This is a genomic window from Fibrobacter sp. UWH5 (genome assembly GCF_900142505.1).
Taxonomy (GTDB): Bacteria; Fibrobacterota; Fibrobacteria; order Fibrobacterales; family Fibrobacteraceae; genus Fibrobacter.
In genome coordinates, this window is record NZ_FRBB01000013.1 from 1 (window position 1) to 20,185 (window position 20,185).

Consider the following 20,185-nt stretch of genomic DNA (forward strand, 5'->3'; position numbering starts at 1 on the left):
ATGGATTTGTATAATTTTGACATGGGCTTTTTTCTTCTGTTTTTTTTGGCGATTAAATTTTAGAAAATAGCCCATTTTTTGTTTAATTTAGGCGAATGTCAACAAAAAAGGGTGGCGAAGCCACCCACACATGTTGATGAAGAGCCAAGAAAGTAGGATAAATAGCCAGGATTTCATCATTTGATATAGCCCTTCTTTTTCATTTCCTCTCTGACTTTTATTCGTATTTCTTCATTTGTTTTTTCATTGCAAAAATTGAAGTTTTTTTCGTAATTGTTGCCAAAACAAGGTCCATTCATCTCCTGTTTTCTTGCCTCAATAGCTTTGTCCAAAAGGCCATTTTGCATAAGGCTATCCAAAATTGAAGCCACATCTTTTTTGTATGCCACCGAATCCTTCATTGCTGAGCAAGAGCGGAATTCTAAACATATTTTATCGACTACATCCAAGAATAGATCCGTATCCTTGGTATAATTCCATTTTCTTACAAATTCTTTTTTTGCTGCCCTAAACGCACGAACTCCCACCGAAATGGAATCTTTCGGGTCAAAATCCTTCAATGTGACTATTCTGGAGCTGTCCAACGGAATTATTCGCTTTTTCTTGTGAGGTGTAATTGCTGGAGGGGTGGTCAACTGTATTTCCGCCGACTGAGTTTCATTCACGTCTTTCTTTTCCGAACATCCGAACATCATAGCCGCCACCACTGCGAAGGCTAAAATCATTTTTGCGAACTTGCTTGCCATATTCAATTTCCTGCTCCATGGTTGTGTAGATAGAATAAATAATGAGTGTGTATTTGTCTATAACTTTTATTTAGGTGAAGTTTTTTTTGAATAGCATAACTTTATGCTAATTGAAATATTTGTCTCATTAGAAGACAAATCTTCATCTGAGAGGCTGGATTTCGCTCACCCGGGAAGTAAGGCTGTTTTTGAAAGACAACGTGATGTAAGAATCATAAGCGTCACAATTCGCAATTGATTTTGACGTGAGAGCAATTACGCTGAACACAGCGAGCAGCTTCATCACATGGCAAACCTCTACAACCTTGCAAGCACCCGTGCGTACGAGGTTCCGGATTTTGCGATTTTGCCCCATCCTCCGAACATCCGATCATCATAGCCGCCGTCACGGCAAATCCATCGCAAAAATCGCAAGTTGCATTAGATTCCCAAAAACCATTCTTTGATGAACTCCCTCCACATTCTGAAACCCACGTTCCTGTGTATGTGAAACGAGAACCTTCGCCTCCCTCAGAAAAACATTCGTTTGCGTAGTGGTCGTGCATTAGCGTTTCAATAAGCGATATCGCATTTTCCTTGCTAAGTCCACCTTCTTCTATATAAGGTGACAATTTTTCACAATATTCTACGGCAGAAGAAATCGACAAAAAATAGTTAGATAAAGTAAAATTTTATTCATTTAATTGCACATTCCCTTCTTTAAACACTCTTTCATCATCTTTCTAAACAATATTTCTGGGTCGGGTTTATGTGGTGACTGGTTTCCTTTTATTTGGTCAAGAGAATCATTGTATTTTTTTACTTCTGTGACGTACAATCTAAAGGAATCTTTTTCCATCTTTTTTTTCACTTTTAATTCGACCAGAGAATCCAATTTTTTTTCGTCCGTTTCAATAAGGAATTCTTCCGTTAATAGTTTCGCTTCATCAACTTTTGCTTTTTCAATCAGACGTTTTTCCTGTTGTTGCTTCTGCGATTTTTCTCCATTCTCCGTACATCCGGCCATCGTTGTGGTCGCTACGGCAAATGCCAAAATTATTTTTGCAAGTTTACTTGCCATATTTAAACCTCTTTTACCTAATATAACCAATCAGGAATTTTATCGGGCAGGGTTGTTTAGATAAAGTAATTCTTTTTGGCGGTAAAAAAACGGCCCGGCTTGAACCGAGTCGTTTTTCAATTGCATTTTGTCGCGGAACCTGTCCGCGCACTCGCCTTTACAGGAGTTCTGCAATCTGGACAGCGTTCAGTGCAGCACCCTTACGGATCTGGTCGCCGGTGAGCCACAGAGTGTTGCCGCAATCGTCAGCGAGATCCTTACGGATACGGCCGACATAAACGTCGTCGTGACCGGCGCTTTCCAGCGGCATGGGGTAGACGTAGTTCTGCGGATCGTCCTTCAGGAATACGCCCGGAGCGTTCTTGAGGGCTGCGCGGATTTCTTCGACGGAAACCGGCTTTTCGGTTTCGAACCACACGGATTCGGAATGAGAACGGAGAGAGCTAACGCGTACGCAAGTTGCACTGGTGCGAACATCGGAGTGCATAATCTTACGGGTTTCGTTGAACATCTTCATTTCTTCCTTGGTGTAGTCATTTTCGGTCATCTTGTCGATCTGCGGAATGACGTTGTAAGCCAGCTGGAAGGGGAACTTCTTGATGTGGGTGGTAGAACCGGTTTCAATGATGTCCTTGTACTGCTGCTGGAGTTCTTCCATAGCAACTGCACCTGCACCGCTTGCGCTCTGGTAAGAGGAAACGCGGATCTTCTTGATGTGGGAAATCTTTTCGATGGGGTTCAGAACCACAACCATCATGATGGTGGTGCAGTTGGGGTTTGCGATAATGCCGCAGCCACCGTTTTCGGCCTTGTGCAGCGGAATGTCGCAAGCGTTCACTTCGGGAACGACCAGAGGAACGTTGTCCATCATACGGAAGTAGCTGGTGTTGTCGACGACGACTGCGCCATTTTCTACAGCAATGGGTGCAAATTCCTTAGAAACTGCAGCGCCTGCGGAAGAGAGAACCAGGTCGACACCCTTGAATGCATCGGCGCAGGTCAGTTCGACCTTCAGCTTTTCACCCTTGAAGGTGAATTCCTTACCGACGCTACGTTCGGAAGCGAGAAGCTTGAGGTTCTGGAGAGGGAAGTTGCGCTGTTCCAAGATGGAAAGCAGTTCCTGGCCAACGGCACCGGTGGCGCCCATAATAGCTACGTTACGAATCATTGTTGATCCTGTTGTTCTATTGGTTGTGGTTTATTGTTTGATTTCAAATTTTCGATATCGTTCCGGAAGCGGTCCAGATAGACGTTCATCTGGGCAATCTGGCTTCGAGTCTGCCTGTATTGCACAAGCTGTTCCTCGGGGTTATCCTGGAGCGTATAGTTGTAAAGGGAATAAGCGGCCAGACGGGCGCTTTCACTTGCCTGAATCAGTTCGGAGTGAGCTTCGCTGGACTCGTGGGGGTGGAACAGTCCCAGAACCTTCTTGTTCAGGGCAACGGCATTGTTGTTGATGGCCAATGCCTGTTGGCTACGAATCTCGCGTTCGCTTTCGCTGATGTTGGCAGGGAGAGGTTCAAAGACGTCGATGGAGTTCGAGATGTCCAGCATGCGTCGAATGACGGATTCTGCCTCGTCTACATAGCTCTCGAGACGGCTGTTGGCGAATTCCCTGTCAGAAGAAGCGGGGGCGCCGATTTTAGATGCGGCGTACTGCTTTGCCTTGTACTGAACAGCCTTGCCTCCGTCGCCATTTTCGAAGGAGGCGATGTAGTCCTGGTAGCGGGCGTTCTGTTCGGCCAGTTCCCTCGGGTTGTATTCCGAAGTGGGAATGAACGTGGGGCGGTCCCAATAGGCGATTCCCAGGAAGCCGGCCAGCATAAATACGGCAAGGAAGATGTTTCCGCTCATGGTGGCTCGGTCTTCGCTACGGATGGCGTAGATGATAGACAGGATTACCATGCTGGCGAAAGTCAACAGCAGGCCGCCGTCGCAGTTGTAGGTGATGTAGGTGTTCTTGGCGAAGTAGAACACGCAGTCCATGGCTACAATCAAAATAGACAGAAGGACTCCCAGAATCTTCTGACTGCGGGTATAGGCTGCTGCTGACTGGAGAATCGCCGTAAAGGTGATCCCCAGCGGAAGCACGAGCATTAATGCAATGTCTGCGACTTGATGGTTCATCTAGTTAGAACGGCAGGTCTTCGTCTGCGCCTTCGGCCATGGGAGCGTCGTAGGCGGGAGCGGAACTCTGCTGGTTGAAACTGTTACCCTGATTGAAACTACTGCCCTGGTTGAAGGAGCCACCGCCGAAATTGCCGCCGTTCTGGTTGCGGGGAGTCAGAAGCTGGAAGGTATCCAGGCTGACTTCGGTGGCGTAGCGCTTCTGGCCGGAAGTCTGGTCGGTCCAGCTGCGGTTGGTGAGAGAGCCTTCGACATAGAGGGTCATGCCCTTGTGGACGCCCAGCTGTTCCATGGTTTCGGCAACCTTGCCCCAGCCGACGATGTTGTGCCAGTCGGTCTGTTCCTTCTGTTCGCCGTTGTTGTCGCGGTAGCGGCGGGAAGTTGCCAGGGAGAAAGACACGCGCTTACGGCCAGTGGGACCTGCGCTAATGACGGGATCCTTGCCGATGTTACCAATGAGCATCACTTTATTGAGATAAGCCATAATTAATCCTATTTTTATTTTTTTGTTTCTACGGGAGCAAAGATAAAAAAAACGAATGTCATTAAACTGTCAATTTGAAAAACCAGAGCATTTTGCAAACAATATGCGACATTTTTTGCTCAAATAACTATCTTAAAGCAGCAAGTTTAAAGGCTAAAGGTACGAGGCTGGATATTAGATATGAGTTGTCAGATACGAAATCTTATAATCGCGCCGAAGGCACCAAAGTTAGGTATGAGGTATCAGGTATGAGGGCGGAGCCTGTGGCTCCTTTCAGCTAAATAATCGCGCCGAAGGCGCCATATTTTAACTCATAACTCATAACTCATAACTCATAACTCTTCACTCTTCACTATTAACTACTAACTAACCATGGTTACTCTCGCTCTTTCCAATTTCGAAAAGTCTTTCCCTGCCGCCCTCCGTGGCAAGCGCCTTGGCGCAGTCCTCCATCCCGCATCTGTTTGCGCTGATCTGAGCTATACTCTTGATCTTCTGAAGTCCTATGATGGCAAGCTGTTTAAGTTGTCTGCATTGTTCGGTCCCCAGCATGGTATCAAGGGCCACACCCAGGACAACATGATTGAATGGGAAGGCTACACCGACCCGGAACTTGGAATTCCTGTTTACAGCCTTTATGGCGAACACCGCGAACCTACCGCCGAAATGCTTTCTCACGTGGACGCCCTCCTGGTAGACTTGCAGGATGTGGGCGCCCGTTATTACACCTTCATCTGGACTCTTTACCTGTGCATGAAGGCTTGCGAAAAGCTGGGTATTCCCGTTGTGGTCGTGGATCGCCCGAACCCCATTAATTGCGTAGATGAAGAAGGTCCGGTACTGGACCTGAACTACACCAGCTTTGTGGGCCTCCACAGCATCCGTACCCGCCACGCCAAGACTATTGGCGAATTGGCTGAACAGTTCAAGGCTGAATGTTTCCCCAAGTGCGAACTTTACGTGATGCACATGGAAGGCTACGACAAAAAGATGTGGTACGATCAGACTGGTTTGCCTTGGATTTTGCCCAGCCCCAACATGCCCACCTTGGACACCGCAATCGTTTATCCTGGCATGTGCCTCTTTGAGGCAACTAACGTCAGCGAAGGTCGCGGTACTACTCGACCCTTCGAAATCTTTGGCGCACCGTTTATCGATGCCGTTAAACTTTGCAAGTACATGAACGGCCTGAAACTGCCTGGCGTCTACTTCCGCGAAAACTACTTCCAGCCCACCTTCCACAAGGGCGCTGGCCAGATTTGCGGCGGCGCCCAGATTCACGTTCTGGATCGCGACAAGTTCCGCAGTTTCGACATGGCAATTAAACTTCTGCAGTACATCTTCAACGAATATCCCAAGGATTTCGCCTGGAAGCAGCCGCCTTACGAATACGAATTCCACAAGCTGCCCATCGACATCTTGCTGGGCAATGGAACCTTCCGTAAGGAATTTATCGAGTCTTCTATCTAATTATTAAAGTTAGACTTGTGCGAAAGCGTCCGCTGTGGCGGGCGCTTTTGCTTTATGCTTATTACCCATAAAAAATGGTGATTCTTGTTGAAATTCTTATAATACAATTTTATATTAAGAACTCCGTTGGGTATGGTGTTGAAGGAGAGGTGTCATGTTTCAGGAACGTCTGGACGAATTCCTGCGTAAGCAGGATACATTGGAAAATGTATTCTTTTGGGTGACTTTGGGCCTTGTAGGCCTGGCGTCGTTCATGTCTGCAGTTTCCTCTGTTGTTGAAAAGCTGCCGGGATCGACAGTTACTTTTTGCTTTTTCTGCTTCTTGTGTGTTGTCCTCCTGGGGGTTCTCGCCAAGATAACTCAGAAAATCTCGTTTTGCTATGTGGCGCTGTGCCTTTTGATGTGCGGCATTATCCTGCCTCTTCAGTTTTTCATGTATGGCGCTCTGAACAGCAGTATCATCATCTATTTCTTTGGCTCGGTGTTCCTCTGTGCGCTTCACGAAAAGAGGGCGACCCGTTATATGTTGATCGCCTTTGCCATTGTGTCGGGCGAAGCTTCTTTTGTGGTGTCCTGGCTGCATCCGGAGTGGGTGACCAACATCGATGCCGAAACCACGTTTATCGATTATTGCGCCACTTATCTGGTGCTGTCCATTTGCCTTGGTGCGACGACTTCGTATTTGCTGAAACTTTATGCCTTGAACCAGAAAGACAAGGACGAACTTCTGGAGAAACTGCGGTATCTGGCCGAAAAGGATCCGCTGACCGATTTGTACAACCGTCGCCATTTTATTGACTACCTGTCGAAAACGGTATGGCATGATCGCAAGGATGGCTATTACGTGTTCATGTACGACATCGATAACTTCAAGGAGATTAACGATACTTACGGCCATCCTTTTGGTGATATGGTGTTGCGCGGTGTTGCGACTATTGGGCGCAGCGTCGAGGATGCCAGCAAGGGGGAATGCGCTGTTCGTTATGGTGGCGAGGAGTTTATCCAGCTGATCCGCGCCAGTTCCATGGAAATGGCCTTTGCCAAGGCGGAATATATCCGCACCCAGGTCCGTGGAATTGCCTATGCCGACAAGCCCGAGATGGTAATATCCATCAGCGGCGGTTTGGTCTGTTGCGGCGATGAAGCCTTTGAAAGTCAGAATAAGATTTTGAGTGGGGTAGACGCCTTGTTGTACAAGGCTAAAGCTAACGGAAAAAATCAGATCTGCAAGGAATAAAAGTCTTGCTTTAAATATGACAAAAAGTCCGAGTCTAGAGACCCGGACTTTTTGTATTGTTCTTTTTTGCGAGAAAAATAGGCTCTTCATCAACATGTGTGGGTGGCTTCGCCACCCTTTTTTTGTTGACTTTCGCTTAAATTAAACACAAAAACTTGACGTTTTTTTTGTATATGGATGTATTGTAGAACTGATTACAGAAAATCTAGAAAGTGTCTCTATATCCTTATAAATACTGCAATTTTGTATTGTAGATTTGATAAGGAAATTATAATGTTCTATATTGTCTATTGTGAAAAGCGTTGTTGAATATTTGGATTACAGAAAGTTTATTTCGGATTTTTATTCGGAACGCAAGGCCATGTACGGTTTTACATGGCGTGAATTTGCCCGCATTGCCAGATTTTCCAATCCCGTGTATCTGAAACAGGTTGCTGATGGTAAGTACAATCTGAGCACGGAGGCGGCAGAACGTGTGGCCAAGGCCGTGGATTTGGTTGGCATTGAATCGACTTATTTCAAGTTGCTCGTTTCTTTTTCCAATGCCAAGAACGACCGCCTACGTCAGGCCGCTTTCGTCCAGATGCAGGCAATTGCCAAGAAACGCAAGAGCACTGCCTTAATCGACGATGTGTTCAAGTTATTTAAGTCTTGGAAATATTCGGTGATTCGTGAATTGGCTGTGTCGATGGACTGCCCGACACCGGTAGAAATTTCCAAAATGTGCTACCCTGAAATCCCCACGGGTGAAGTCAGCGCTGCATTGAAGCTGATGTGTAAGTTGGGGGTGCTGGTTCTGGACGGAACAGGTAATTATCACCAGACGTCGAAGGTTCTTTCCATGATGGATGAGGCGAAGCCCGTTGCTTCCACGAACCTGCAACGTGAAATGGGGAACCTTGCCCTGGATGCACTTAGTGAATTGCCCTTTGCAGAGAGAAGCATGAGCGGACTTACGATTGGCATTTCCTCAAAAAATTATGAACGCATTGTAAAGGAAATTGCAGATTTCAGAAAAAGGATAACGTCGATTGTTGTTGAAGACGAAAAGACCGAACAGGTCTATAGATTGAATTTGCAATTTTTCCCGTTGTCAAAAAAAATAAAAAAATGAAAAAGGCCGTTTTATGAGAAAAAATGTCTTTGGCTTGATTGTTGTTGTTGCTTTGTCGTTGATGCATATTGCTTGTTCCGATAAGGATAAAACTGCTGGCGGTGTTGTGGAAGATCAGGGAGTTGTGGCCATTGTCGATAAGACTGTTGCGGGTGTATCCCAGAAGGGACCGTTCGTAAATGGGTCTTCCATTCTGCTCTTTGAAATGGACGGAAATTATGCCCAGACTGGCAAGAGTTTCCCGGGTAATATTTCCAGTAATAAGGGGGATTTCTCCCTGCGCAATGTTTCCCTGGTGTCTCAATACGCGACTTTGGTGGCAAACGGATACTATAAGAATGAAGTAACTGGTAAGACCTCCTCCGGCACAATTCAGCTAAATGCTATTACGGACTTAAGTGCACGCAGTTATGTTAACGTCAATTTGCTGACTCATCTGGAATATAGGCGTGTCCTGACGCTTTTGGATTCCGGCTTAGCCATGTCTCAGGCAAAGAAACAGACGGAAACTGAAATTTTCAAATTCCTGGGATTCGATGAAAATACTGTTGGAAATGATGCGGAAAACTTCGAGGATCTGGATATTTTCAATTCCGGGGAGGGTGATGCAGCCTTGCTTGCTATCTCTATCCTAACGCAGGGTGATTTGGTAGAAGGTGATTTGACTGAACGTTTGACAGAAGTGTCTGAGGGGTTGGCTGATGAAAAATGGAATGGCGATTCCTTGAAGACTGTAATGGCCGATTGGGCTGTAGATGCTCCACTTGCGAAGATTCGTGGGAATGTTGTTGATTGGAAATTCTCTGATAAGGTTCCTGATTTCGAAAAGTTCGTGAAGCGATTCTGGTGGAATAACTACGGTCTTGGAAATTGCGGTTCAAACAATAAGAATGATTCTGCATTTAATGCCAATAAGTTGAGTCGTCTTTATGAAAAGAAATTTGTTTGTGATGGAGACAATTGGAATCTGCAATTTGATGTATCTAGCAAGACTATTTTGAATACATGGAACGGAAAAAATGGATCGAAGAATATTTATGTAAATGGAAAACTCTTTTCCAACTGGTATTCTGTAACGGACTTGCAGTATCCTGCAGGGAGTACCGAGTTCATCTTTGGCATGGGAAGCGGTGCGGATAGCGTTATTTCCAGTGAAAAAATTGCGGCTTGTGGCGGCCATTGCGGTACCGTGATTTTTTCTGGATGGAAGGATGATGAACATTCTTATTTGAACTGGGGCATTACTGGATTTTGGCTGGACACGGATAACGTGGGCGTTGATGCTTCTGAATGGAATGGGCTTTGTGTGACCTATCAAAAGTCAACGGATGGGGTTATGCTTCTCTACCTAGATACAGATCACGAAGATGATTCTGATAAGCTTCAATATGCCTTTATGCCTGCCGGCCAGCCTACTACCGTGAATATTTCCTGGGATGATTTCTCTCAGGAAGGGTGGGGCATCCCTTTAGACGTGCATGAGTTAGTGAAAAACCTAGTTCATGTGAATTTTATGTTTAAAGCGGAGCCGAATACGGCTATAAAGTTTAATATTCTGGAAGTTGGTCCTTATGGTAAGTGTAGCGGAGACGTGGAATCTCATTTTGATGTGGAAAAAACATTTGAACCCTGGACTGCCGAAAAGGGCGTTCGCGTAATGACGGACTTGATTACGGATACGGTGGCGGTGAGCTGGGCCGGTAAATGGTATGCCTGGACCGATGGAAATGACGGATCTTCGACAATCTTGAATCTGGGACCCGACGATGATAATCCCATTCCGACTATTAAGGATGATCGGGTTCAGGATGAAGTCATAAAGAGGTGTGAAGGACTCTGCGGACACATCTATTTTGGGGATTCTTTGCGTATCAGCGACGGTAAAGGTTATGATGCGGCTCCATGGGCTGTGGAAAAGGTGTCTTTGGTGCAAGATGATGTTCATGGGGAGAGTGCTCTTGATTGGCTTGGCCTTTGCATGGAGTACGTTTCCGATGTGGATATTCAAATGACCGTGGTTTCTGATGTAAAGGACGGAGGTGAAGGATGGGTAAAATTTATTGCTCCTAAAAGCAAGGAAAAAACTGTGATTGACATGCTTTGGAGTGGCTTTAAACAAATGGACTATGCCAAGAAGAAAATCTCAGTGGAGGAATACATTAGAACATTGAAAGCCTTGTTCATTTTTCAATATGGAAAACCTTTTGATGAAGCCTATTTCAACATCACGAAACTTGGTGCTTACGGGACTTGTGGTATAGCTTACAATCAAAACTAGCTGAGATAAAAGCTCTTCATTGCTTATGTGCTCACCGGACTGGTGAGCTTTTTTGTATTGTACTTTATTGATTTGCTGTATTGTTGTGTTTGAATTTAATGATGCCGTGTGTAAATTCTTCTTATCAATTGAAAATATTGTTAAGGAGATAATATGAAAAAAAAAAATTTGGCTGTCGGTGGTCTGGCGGTAACAGCTCTCGTTGCAGCAATGAGTCTGACCGCATGCTCTGCAGAAAACGGCGTTGATGGCAAGGATGGTGTTGCTGGTATTGATGGCAAGGATGGCGTAAGTTGTTCTGCCAAGGCTCTGGAAGACGCTTCTGGCTATACCCTTACCTGCGGTGACAAGGAAATTGGTAAGATTTTAAATGGTAACGATGGTATCGAAGGAAAGGCTGGCGCAAGCTGCTCTGCTGCACCAAACGCCGATACCACGGGCTATGTAATCAGCTGCGATGGTAAGGAAGTTGGCTTAATCAAGAATGGCGTTGATGGCAAGGATGGTGCATCTTGCTCCGCTACGCCTCTTGATGATGAAACCGGCTTTACCTTGACATGTGGTGAAGACGAAATTGGCGTAATCAAGAATGGTACCGCGGGTACCAGCTGTTCTGCAGCGCCCAATGCTGATGCTACTGGTTATGTTCTTACTTGCGGAGGTGTGGAAGTCGGTACCATACTGAATGGAAAAGATGGTGACGACGGTACTTCTTGTTCTGCAGTAGAAAATGTAACAAAGACGGGTTATACTCTTTCTTGCAACGACGAAAATGTTGGTACGATTTTACATGGAACAAATGGTGATGACTGCGTTGCCGAGGCTCTAAAAGATGGTTCCGGTGTGATGATTACCTGTGGTGAAGGCGAAGGTGTCAAGCTGACCAACGGTAAGAGCGTTACCTGCGAGGCTACCGATTACTCTGGTGCTGATGGTACTGGCTACACCATTACTTGTGGTGATGAAGCCCCCTTCACTATCTTGAATGGTGCAAAGGGTGATAAGGGTGAGAAGGGTGAAAATGCCAAGACCATCTACACCATGGCTATGATGAATGGTGGTCGTGTGACTCACGAGTACATTGTGGATCCTACTACAAAAAAACTTGTTGTTGGTACTGTTGCCGAAGCTGACAAGGGCGTTGGCAATTTCGTAACTTGGGATGGTGCTAAGGCTGCAGCCTCTGGGGATTATCAGATCAAGACCGGAAAGGGTAAGCCTGAATATGAACCGGGTTGGTGGTTTTCTTATGGTGAAGGGGACGGCGGTAAGTCTTCTGTGACATGGCCTGTCGATGTCGGTAATCCGTTTTCTGATGATGCCAAGGACCCAGTTATTGATATCTGCGGAGGCCTTTGCGGAACCTATGTCCTTGACCAGGGTGATTGGGACTATGAACCTCTCGTTGGTGTCGGTTTCAATGTGGCTGGCGAAACCAAGGTCGGAACAAAGGGGGTTTTGCAATCGGCAGATGTCACTGATTGGAAGGGCATTTGCGTAGCTTTGGCAGCTAGCGGAACTGAAGGGGTCCATGCATATGTAGAACTATCTCCGCAAGGTGAAAAGACATTGACCGAATACGACAATCCTCTGTTTAAGTTCTCTGCTAAGAGTAGCGCAATTATCAATATGCCCTGGACGGCCTTTGAGGCTGAAGGATGGAGTGGAAATGGTGCAACCGCAGAAGACGTTGTTAAGATTTTGACTCAGATCAAGTTCGTCTTCCGTGGCGAAACTGGTGAAGCCGGCTACTTCAACATCCAGAAGATTGGTATGTACGGTCGCTGCGGTGATGTTGTTAACCCGTACGAAGGCATTCCTCAGTATGAATTCGTAGCAGGAACCAACATCATTAAACCGTTCACTGCTTCTAGTGATGACAAGAGTTCTGAATTCAAGACCTGGAGAGGTGTTGATGGTCAAAGTAAGTTCCCTAATGGTGAAGGCTGGATGTTCTTCTACACGGATAAAAATGAAGACGATCCAGAAATAGCTGCTGCTAATAAATCTGATTTTATTTTCCCTGTCAGCTATGAGGCAGATCATAATTTTGTTAAGAGTCATGTGGAAGCCTGTGATGGCATCTGCGGAACTCTTCAGCTGAAGGCTTCCGAAACAGGGGTGTCTCATGGTCGTTATGCGGGTCTCTATACAAACGTTAGGGAGGACACGGACAAAGGTTCTGATTTGAGTGGCATTAAGGGTCTTTGTTTGACCTATACGCTTAAGGGTGATGTTGACCATGTACATCTGCGAATTGATCCTGTTGATGAAAAGAATACCACTGGTTATAACTATCATCGTAAAGCTTTGCCGCAGGCAGAGACTCCTATTACCTTGAATGTTCCGTGGAGTGAATTCAAACAAGATTCGACTAAGGATGGTGATGGCAATATTTGGGGTGTTGAAAAGTCCATTGACTATGTCGTGAAACAGTCTGCGTCGATTCAGGTGTTCTTCGGTGGTGATGCTGGCCAAACTGCTGATTTTAACATCATGCAGCTTGGTGCCTACGGCAACTGCCAGTAATTATTTCTGTGTTACTGAAATCGAGAATGCGTAATTCTCTATGATGTAGCAAAGGGGCATGGCTTTGACCATGCCCTTTCTTGTATTGTGAAATTCGTTTTGTTTGTATTGTTCTGTTTGATTTTGCGGCTTTTGCTTTTAAAATTGGGCTGATGAATGAAAAACGTTTTTTTTGTGAATTTTGCCTTGATGGTGGTGTTGTAGAAGATGAAGGGGTAAAACCTAAAACGTTCTGTGTACAGCCTTGATCTGCTTGATGTATTCCGCTCTAACTTCGTTTGTTTTTGCAAACTTACTCCATTGGCTGACTGCGCTTTGCACGTCGGCCAATATTTTTTTGTAGCGGCCTTGCTTAAGGCCAGCAAACTTTGCCACGGCCTTGAAATCGTCAGTGGTGAAATAGTCACGCTTGCCGTTGAAGGTGAGCTGATGGGTACCGGTCCAGAGACCGCCCGGATTGTAGGCGTAAGTCATGTCGAATGCGGGGGCCAGGCTCCATTCGCCCCGCTTGTTCATCAGAAATCCGATGTTCTTGGCGTGATCATCCTGGTTGCGGGCACAGATATTGAAAACGGCCCTGCGGAAAAATTCTTCGAGGGTGTCGTAACCGAGGCCTAGCTGTTTGATTATGGTAATTGCCTGCTCGTAGCTGTAGGCTCCTGCAGCATTGAAGTCGTAGTGGGCGAGGCTGCAGAGGGACTGGTAATGCAACTTCTTGCCGCCGGCGAGGCGGTCGAAGCGTCTGGTCATAAAGTGCCTGTGTCCTGCTTTTTCCAATAGACGACATTCGGACATCTGGATGCCTGCTGCATGTGCCATCTGGTAGTAGGTGTATTCGATAGGGCCGTAGCCTTGAATGTCCGCCTTCTCCTTGTCGCTGTTGTTCTGCACATCGTCCAGCTTCAGAAGCCAATAAGTGAAGTTTTCGCTATTGGCGACTTGCCCGGAACGGATTTCGCCGGTGGTTTCGTCCAGGGCGATAAGCACCTTTGCCCTTGCGCCGCCTGCGGATGTGCCTACGCGAAGAATCTGCTCGAAGGTCTGCTGCTGCTTTTTTGTCTTTAGAGGGCGCGCGGCTCCTTTGCCGATGCTAGCCCTGAAATTCTTTCGGCTGTCTAAAATGCTTGCGGCGAAGTTTCGGAGGTTTTCTACATCCAGAATGTCGTTCTCGCTTGCGGCGGGACCTTCGACTGGATAAAATTCCAGGGCGCCCATGCCGCGGCTGCCTGTATAGCAGAGACGCTCCAGGGCTGTAAAAGACTCGGGATTCCTCCCTTGCTTTATAAGCCAGGAATCGATGAGCCTGTTACCGAACTTGTCGGGAATGGAGTCGGCGAAAAGTCCTGGCAGACCTTTAAACGTGTTAGATAAAAGCGGAAATGTGTAAATTTGACGGCTTACGGGCATGGTAATGGGCGAGGGCTCGACGCCGGCCCCGACAAATGCGGGTGCGTATTCAAAATGCGCCACAGATTCGCCTTCCTGCATGGAAAGCGCCCCGATGGTTGTTCCCCAAAGCTTGACTTCGACGGCGATCATGAATCCTCCCAAATGGACTTACTTGTCTTCGTCCCAAACCCATTTGGACTTAGATTCGGCGGCGATACTTGTTTCAGAAAAATCATTTGGACTGTCGAAAGAACTTGCCTGCCCCTGTGTATTGTTTCTTGGTTTGGAGGCACGCTTGCGCTTGTTCTTTTGCTGGTTCTTGGACTGCATCAGAAGTTCCATGGGGCTCGGGCCAAGCTCAGGAACAATGCTGATAAACTGGTTCAAAAGCCCCAGTGCGCGCAGAATTTTTACCATGTTCAGAAGTTGGGTGGATTGCCCTTTTTCGATGTGCTCCACGGTGCTTTTGCTGACGCCCGCCCTGTTAGCGAGCTCCGCCTGTGTCCAGTTGTTGTTGAGCCTGTAGCCTGCAATGCGTTTGCCGAATTCAACAAGGACTGCTTCGTCAGAAAAGGGAGTATACTTGACCATGGTTTATTCCTCCATGGGGTAATATACAAATTTTATTTCGAAATGATGTATTTTTATTTAAAATTTACGAATAAATACTAAATATTTATTATAAATCAGTAAAAATAAAGAATTAAATTTTGTGATGCTAAATTACGATTTTTGTGTAACTACAAAAAAAATGCCCGAGTCTAGTGACCCGAGCATTTTTAATTCGCTCTTTTGCCTTTAAGGCACGGAGTGCCGACCTCTAAGCGATGCGACCTCTTGCCTCAAAGCACCTATACGATACTTGGAACTTTAGTTCCGTAGTAGAGTTATCCACCTTGTGGAGCAGGTGCGCCCTACTACTTAAGGAAGTTCATGTACGGAAGCTTGGATGCCAGTTCCTGCACCTTGTCGGCGTTAGCCTGAAGGGCGGAGCGAGCGTTCCAGGAACCGTCCAGGAACTGACCGCGAGGACCATCAGCCAGAGTGAGGGCGATGGTTTCGTCACCCAGCTTCAGGGTGCGAGCGTCGGTGCTGGTTTCCAGTTCCTTGGAAGGATTAGCTTCGATCCAAGCGAGAATCTTGTCTGCAGTAGCGTGGTCTACCTTGAAGCAGGGAACGCCAAGAGCAACGCAGTTACCGAAGAAGATTTCGGAATAGCTTTCTGCGATGATGGCCTTGATGCCCCAGCGCTTCAGAGCCTGAGGAGCGTGTTCACGGCTGGAACCGCAACCGAAGTTCTGGTTGGAAACCAGGATGGTGCCGTTCTTGTAGGCCGGGTCACGGAAGGGGTGAACCTTGCCCTGGGCTTCCAGGCCGGCGATATCGTCGGCGAAGGCGTTTGCGCCGAGACCTTCGAAAGTCACGCACTTGAGGAAGCGAGCCGGAATGATACGGTCGGTATCGATGTCGTTGCCGCGAACAGGAACGCCGGAACCTTTAACGATGTCAATAGAATTCATTTTTAAATCTCCTTGTTCCTATTACTTGATGTACTTGCGGACGTCGGTAACCTTGCCTTCGATAGCGGCAGCGGCGACCATGGCGGGGCTCATCAAAATGGTACGGCCGGTGGGAGAACCCTGGCGGCCCTTGAAGTTACGGTTGCTGGAAGAAGCGCTAACCTGGCGACCCTTCAGCTTATCCGGATTCATGGCGAGGCAGAGAGAGCAGCCAGCTTCACGCCATTCTGCACCTGCTTCCTTAAAGATCTTGTCGAGACCGAGAGCTTCTGCTTCAACCTTGATCTTCATGGAGCCCGGAACAACCCACATCTTGACGGTGTCGGCAACCTTGTGGCCCTTGATGATTTCAGCAGCAGCCTGGAGGTCGGAGAGACGGCCGTTGGTGCAGGAGCCCACGAATGCGATGTCGATGGGGGTGCCGATCATCTTGCCACCTTCTTCCCAGCCCATGTATTCATAAGCTTCGGAGATGACCTTCTTTTCGGAGCCTTCGAATTCTGCGATCTTCGGCATGTTGTCGTTGAGCTGGATTGCCTGTGCCGGAGTGATACCCCAGGTCACCATGGGTTCCAGGTTGTCGCAGTTGATTTCGATTTCGTCGTCGAACTGAGCGTCGGCGTCGGTAGCCACGGACTTCCAGTAGGCAACAGCGACCTCCCACTTGTCTGCCTTGGGGGCGTAGGGCTTGCCCTTCAGGAATTCGAAGGTCTTTTCGTCGGGGTTGCAGTAACCAACGCGTGCACCGCCTTCGATAGCCATGTTACAGATGGTCATACGGCCTTCCATGCTCATGGCTTCGATAACCGGGCCTGCAAATTCGTAAGCGTAGCCAACGCCACCGTTCACGCCAAGCTTTGCGATGTAGGCGAGGGCAACATCCTTAGCGGTAACGCCCGGCTTCAGCTTACCAGTAAAGTTGATGCGGCGGGTCTTGAGGGGGCTCATGGCCAAAGTCTGGGTAGCGAGAACGTCGGCAACCTGGCTAGTACCGATACCGAATGCGATAGCGCCGAAAGCACCGTGGGTAGCAGTGTGAGAGTCACCGCAAGCGACGGTCATGCCCGGCTGGGTAACGCCTTCTTCGGGGCCGACAATGTGGATCACACCCTGTTCGCAGGTCTTGGGGCCAAAGAACTTGATGCCGTTGGATTCAGTGTTCTTTTCGATATGGGAGAACATTTCTTCGGAAATGCCGTCCTGGAGGGGACGGTTGCGTTCCGGGAAAGTGGTGGGAATAATGTGGTCAACGGTAGCGAAGGTGCGTTCCGGGAACAGGACCTTGGTGCCTTCTTCACGAAGGGAAGCAAATGCCTGGGGGCTGGTCACTTCGTGGCAGAGGTGGAGACCGATGAAAAGCTGGCACTGGCCGCTCTCGAGCTTAGCAACAGTGTGGCTTTCGAAAATTTTCTGGTATAATGATTTTCCCATAGTGTGTCTCGTTTGTTTGCGGGTCCGTACATAACGGACTCAATAAAATTTGCGGTGTAAATCTAGAAAAAATGCCCCGGTTTTTAAACCAGGGCGTTTGAATCAAACCTTATTTATTGATTGGCCAAGGGGCGATTAGTACTGTTCCAGCTGAGTTTCGAACTGATACTTGCCCTTGTAGTAGGCCAGCATTTCGCTGGTGCTGGTGAAAGCGCCTGCGCGGATGGCGTTACGGACTTCGGGATCGTTACGGGACATTTCTACGATCTTTGCATCCACATCCTTGAAGAACAGGACGTTTGCGGCCATGGCCACGTGGTTCTGGTTGAAGTTCAAATTGTAGCGGCGTTCCAGAGTCTGGAACAGTTCAGACTGGCAGGCGTTTTCCGGAGGATTGCGCTTGGCGACGGGCATGTAGCACTTGTTGATGTATTCCTGCTTCAGGGATACGATCATGTTGTCAATAGCGGGAATGCTGTGGTCAGAGTCGTGGGAAGCCAGTTCTGCCTTGGGGGTGACGATGCCGGAGCATGCGGTGAGTAGGGCGGCGGTAATGGTCAAGAAAGCCAAAACACTAAACTTCATTTTTATTTCCTTTTTTACCCGTTGTTTTTTACCAATCCCTAATTCCGCGTGCAAAGTTATTTATTTGTGGATATCTTGGCGAGATGGCGAATGTAATTTTTAGATTACACAATGCCTAAAAAGCATAAGAAAAAGTTTTTTTGAACATATTTTCGTTTCGCTTGTGTTAAAAATCACACAGAAAAAAACGATGTAGGGTGTTGTGTTTTTTACAACGGCTGGCGGGCTGGATTCCGCTAAAATAAAGGGCTAGGGACTGTTTGGCTTAAAGAGATAGAACCACTTGATAGGGTCGATTACCTTGTAGCGGACGTTGCCGATGCGCTTGTCTCCGTTCCTGTCGATAAGGCCTGTGACAACGTGGGCGTGAGGGCCTGTAGTGTGTCCCGTGATACCTACGGTTGCGATGGGATCGCCTGCCATAACTTCCTGACCGTCTAGGTAAAGGAGCTTGTCGCAGTGCATGAACAGGATGACGTCCTTTTCGCGTACAAGGCCGATGATGACGCCGCCTCTTTCGTCTTTGCTGGTCCAGGCCTTTGCTGCGAACGGAGCCAGGATTCGGGCGCCCTGGCGGCTGGCCAGGTCAATGCCGTTGTGCTGGCGCTGGTTGGCGCTCGGCTTTGCGTGGTAAAATTCAGTAAGGTAGCTGATGCTGTCAGAGACGATGGAGGTCCAGTACTTCCAGGCGGCACCGATGGAGTCTGTGGCTGTTTGGCCCAGGTAGTCGGGGCGGGAATACTTGATTGTTGTTCCGGCGGGAGGGATGTGGAAACCGTTCTTTTCCCAGGATTTGCCGTCGTAACCGTTTTCGTCTAGGGTGACGTTGACGTATTGACGGATCATGCGTTCGTTTGTAATGGTGGCGTTGAATCGTCCGATGGCGTAACGGGCGATTCGTTGCATGGTTTCCTTGCCGTCGAAAACGTATTCGAAGGACGGTGCCACAGACAGGTGGTCTCGCTCCTGGGTTCTGTTGCGGATGTTCGAAACTCCGGGTTCCAGGTGGCTGAAGAAGAAGAACGGAATTGTAATTGCCAGTAGCAGGAACAGCGGGAAGAATCGCTTGAAGACTTTGGAAATACCGTCTAGGGGGTTCTTTCTGAGAATCTCCAGCTTGTGCAGGTTCTCGATGATCTTAACGAAGCCGGCTGGATTTGTCTGCCAGTTGCTTTTACGGACTTCGCCGAACAGGGATACGCTGCGCTTTACTGCCTTTGCTGCACCGGGGAAACGACGACGGTTTGGAACAAACTTGTGTAACCAGAGCAGAGGTATTTTCTGCAGGCTAGGTGCGTCTTCCAGATAAATTGCCGCCGTGTCGCTGTTGGGTTCGTCGTTGTCGGCGATGATGAGACCGCGGGCGATAAGCGCCAGGTAGCGGGCCTGTACCTCGGTAACTTCTTGCGGAAGGATGCCGATGACCTGGGGCGTTGTTTTCTTGATTTCTTGCAGCAGGTGGTAAAGTTCGCGGAACTGGTCGTCGTTTTCGGGAAGGCTCCTTTTGAGTACGGTGTCGTTAAAAGGATGTTTGCCCGAAAAATCCATAAGCACAAAAGAAGCCCCGGCGTTGAGCGCCAGAGCCAGATTTTGTAGGCTTTCCAGAGGAATAGCCGACTTTTGGGTGTCGGCTTGTTCACAAGGGAAGGCGAAAAGGGTCAGACCGCCTTGACGGTACAGGTTGTCTAGAACCTTACGCTGCATAAAAGCTTTTAATTAAGCCTTTGCGGTGCCGCGGGGGTAGGTGAAACCTGCAGGAGGAGCTGCAACGAACTTGTCCACCTGGAGGAAGAGTTCTTCGGCGGTGGAGGAGGGGTTGAAGTAGATTTCCTGGTTGCGGTTCTGGGTACGGCCCTTGAGGGGCTCGCTACGGCGAGAACGGCTAACGACGCCCAGGGGAAGGACTTCCAGCAGGGGCAGCAGGCCGAAGTAGCGGAACAGGCTGAAATTCTTCTGCCAGGTGGTACGTTCGGCGAGAACTGCGAAAGTGCCGTCAAAGATGGACTTGGTCTGGAGCAGTTCGTCGGAAGTCATGGTGACCAGTTCGTGATTGGTGGGGAAGTTGTTCACGAAGTTGACCATGTCACCCTTGAGGTAATTTGCGTCGCAGAGGAATACGAATTTCATTATATACACCTTTTTATTATTGTTAATTCTGTATGCAAGATAATTTTTTGTTGGAAACTTGTCATAGAAAAAGGGCCTCAAAAAGGGG

General features: G+C 47.9%; 17 protein-coding genes. 5 read left to right on the forward strand and 12 right to left on the reverse strand.

The annotated features are described in order from the left end of the window. Nucleotides 1-176: 176 nt before the first annotated feature. The 5 genes from BUB38_RS10665 to BUB38_RS10685 form a co-directional block, all read right to left on the reverse strand. Nucleotides 177-746 (reverse strand): hypothetical protein, encoded by a 570-nt coding sequence (locus BUB38_RS10665; protein ID WP_073160377.1) that lies wholly within the window; start codon nucleotides 744-746, stop codon nucleotides 177-179. A 679-nt stretch (nucleotides 747-1,425) separates the two neighbouring features. Further along, nucleotides 1,426-1,806 (reverse strand): hypothetical protein, encoded by a 381-nt coding sequence (locus BUB38_RS10670; RefSeq protein ID WP_073160379.1) that lies wholly within the window; start codon nucleotides 1,804-1,806, stop codon nucleotides 1,426-1,428. A 157-nt stretch (nucleotides 1,807-1,963) separates the two neighbouring features. Beyond that, the gene (locus BUB38_RS10675; protein WP_073160381.1) at nucleotides 1,964-2,974 is read right to left on the reverse strand and encodes an aspartate-semialdehyde dehydrogenase; all 1,011 of its coding nucleotides are present in this window, start codon (nucleotides 2,972-2,974) and stop codon (nucleotides 1,964-1,966) included. Further along, nucleotides 2,971-3,933: a hypothetical protein gene (locus tag BUB38_RS10680; RefSeq protein ID WP_083542109.1), complete on the reverse strand. Its 963-nt coding sequence runs from the start codon at nucleotides 3,931-3,933 to the stop codon at nucleotides 2,971-2,973. Before BUB38_RS10680 ends, BUB38_RS10675 begins: the two co-directional genes overlap by 4 nt. Before the next feature lie 4 nt (nucleotides 3,934-3,937). Beyond that, complete coding sequence (locus tag BUB38_RS10685) at nucleotides 3,938-4,417, reverse strand: single-stranded DNA-binding protein (protein WP_073160383.1); 480 nt, start codon at nucleotides 4,415-4,417, stop codon at nucleotides 3,938-3,940. A 372-nt stretch (nucleotides 4,418-4,789) separates the two neighbouring features. Here BUB38_RS10685 and BUB38_RS10690 point away from each other — a divergent pair, with 372 nt between their 5' ends. From BUB38_RS10690 to BUB38_RS10710, 5 genes are all read left to right on the forward strand, one after another. Continuing rightward, nucleotides 4,790-5,887, forward strand: coding sequence for an exo-beta-N-acetylmuramidase NamZ family protein (locus BUB38_RS10690; RefSeq protein WP_073160385.1), 1,098 nt, complete (start codon nucleotides 4,790-4,792; stop codon nucleotides 5,885-5,887). A gap of 154 nt (nucleotides 5,888-6,041) precedes the next feature. Next, on the forward strand, nucleotides 6,042-7,124 hold the full coding sequence (locus tag BUB38_RS10695) for a GGDEF domain-containing protein (protein WP_073160387.1): 1,083 nt from the start codon (nucleotides 6,042-6,044) through the stop codon (nucleotides 7,122-7,124). 292 nt (nucleotides 7,125-7,416) lie between these two features. Next, nucleotides 7,417-8,238 (forward strand): TIGR02147 family protein, encoded by an 822-nt coding sequence (locus tag BUB38_RS10700; protein ID WP_073160515.1) that lies wholly within the window; start codon nucleotides 7,417-7,419, stop codon nucleotides 8,236-8,238. 13 nt (nucleotides 8,239-8,251) lie between these two features. Beyond that, the gene (locus BUB38_RS10705) at nucleotides 8,252-10,516 is read left to right on the forward strand and encodes a hypothetical protein (RefSeq protein WP_073160389.1); all 2,265 of its coding nucleotides are present in this window, start codon (nucleotides 8,252-8,254) and stop codon (nucleotides 10,514-10,516) included. 153 nt (nucleotides 10,517-10,669) lie between these two features. Then, nucleotides 10,670-13,045 carry a YdgH/BhsA/McbA family protein gene (locus BUB38_RS10710; RefSeq protein WP_073160391.1) on the forward strand — a complete coding sequence of 792 codons (2,376 nt, stop codon included), beginning with the start codon at nucleotides 10,670-10,672 and terminating at the stop codon, nucleotides 13,043-13,045. Between the two features lie 222 nt (nucleotides 13,046-13,267). Here BUB38_RS10710 and BUB38_RS10715 read toward each other — a convergent pair whose 3' ends face one another. From BUB38_RS10715 to BUB38_RS10745, 7 genes are all read right to left on the reverse strand, one after another. After that, nucleotides 13,268-14,584, reverse strand: coding sequence for a type II toxin-antitoxin system HipA family toxin (locus BUB38_RS10715; protein ID WP_073160393.1), 1,317 nt, complete (start codon nucleotides 14,582-14,584; stop codon nucleotides 13,268-13,270). A gap of 18 nt (nucleotides 14,585-14,602) precedes the next feature. Next, complete coding sequence (locus tag BUB38_RS10720) at nucleotides 14,603-15,025, reverse strand: helix-turn-helix domain-containing protein (protein ID WP_073160395.1); 423 nt, start codon at nucleotides 15,023-15,025, stop codon at nucleotides 14,603-14,605. 326 nt (nucleotides 15,026-15,351) lie between these two features. Next, entirely contained in the window at nucleotides 15,352-15,954 is a 603-nt protein-coding gene (locus tag BUB38_RS10725) for a 3-isopropylmalate dehydratase small subunit (protein WP_073160397.1), read from the reverse strand. 21 nt (nucleotides 15,955-15,975) lie between these two features. Continuing rightward, nucleotides 15,976-17,385, reverse strand: coding sequence for a 3-isopropylmalate dehydratase large subunit (gene leuC / locus BUB38_RS10730; RefSeq protein ID WP_073160399.1), 1,410 nt, complete (start codon nucleotides 17,383-17,385; stop codon nucleotides 15,976-15,978). Nucleotides 17,386-17,520: 135 nt separating this feature from the next. Continuing rightward, a complete protein-coding gene (locus BUB38_RS10735) occupies nucleotides 17,521-17,970 on the reverse strand; it encodes a hypothetical protein (protein ID WP_073160401.1) in 450 nt (149 codons plus the stop codon). Between the two features lie 249 nt (nucleotides 17,971-18,219). After that, nucleotides 18,220-19,674, reverse strand: coding sequence for a M23 family metallopeptidase (locus BUB38_RS10740; protein ID WP_073160403.1), 1,455 nt, complete (start codon nucleotides 19,672-19,674; stop codon nucleotides 18,220-18,222). A 12-nt stretch (nucleotides 19,675-19,686) separates the two neighbouring features. After that, nucleotides 19,687-20,097, reverse strand: a complete 411-nt coding sequence (locus BUB38_RS10745; protein WP_073160405.1) for a hypothetical protein — start codon at nucleotides 20,095-20,097, stop codon at nucleotides 19,687-19,689. Nucleotides 20,098-20,185: the final 88 nt, after the last annotated feature.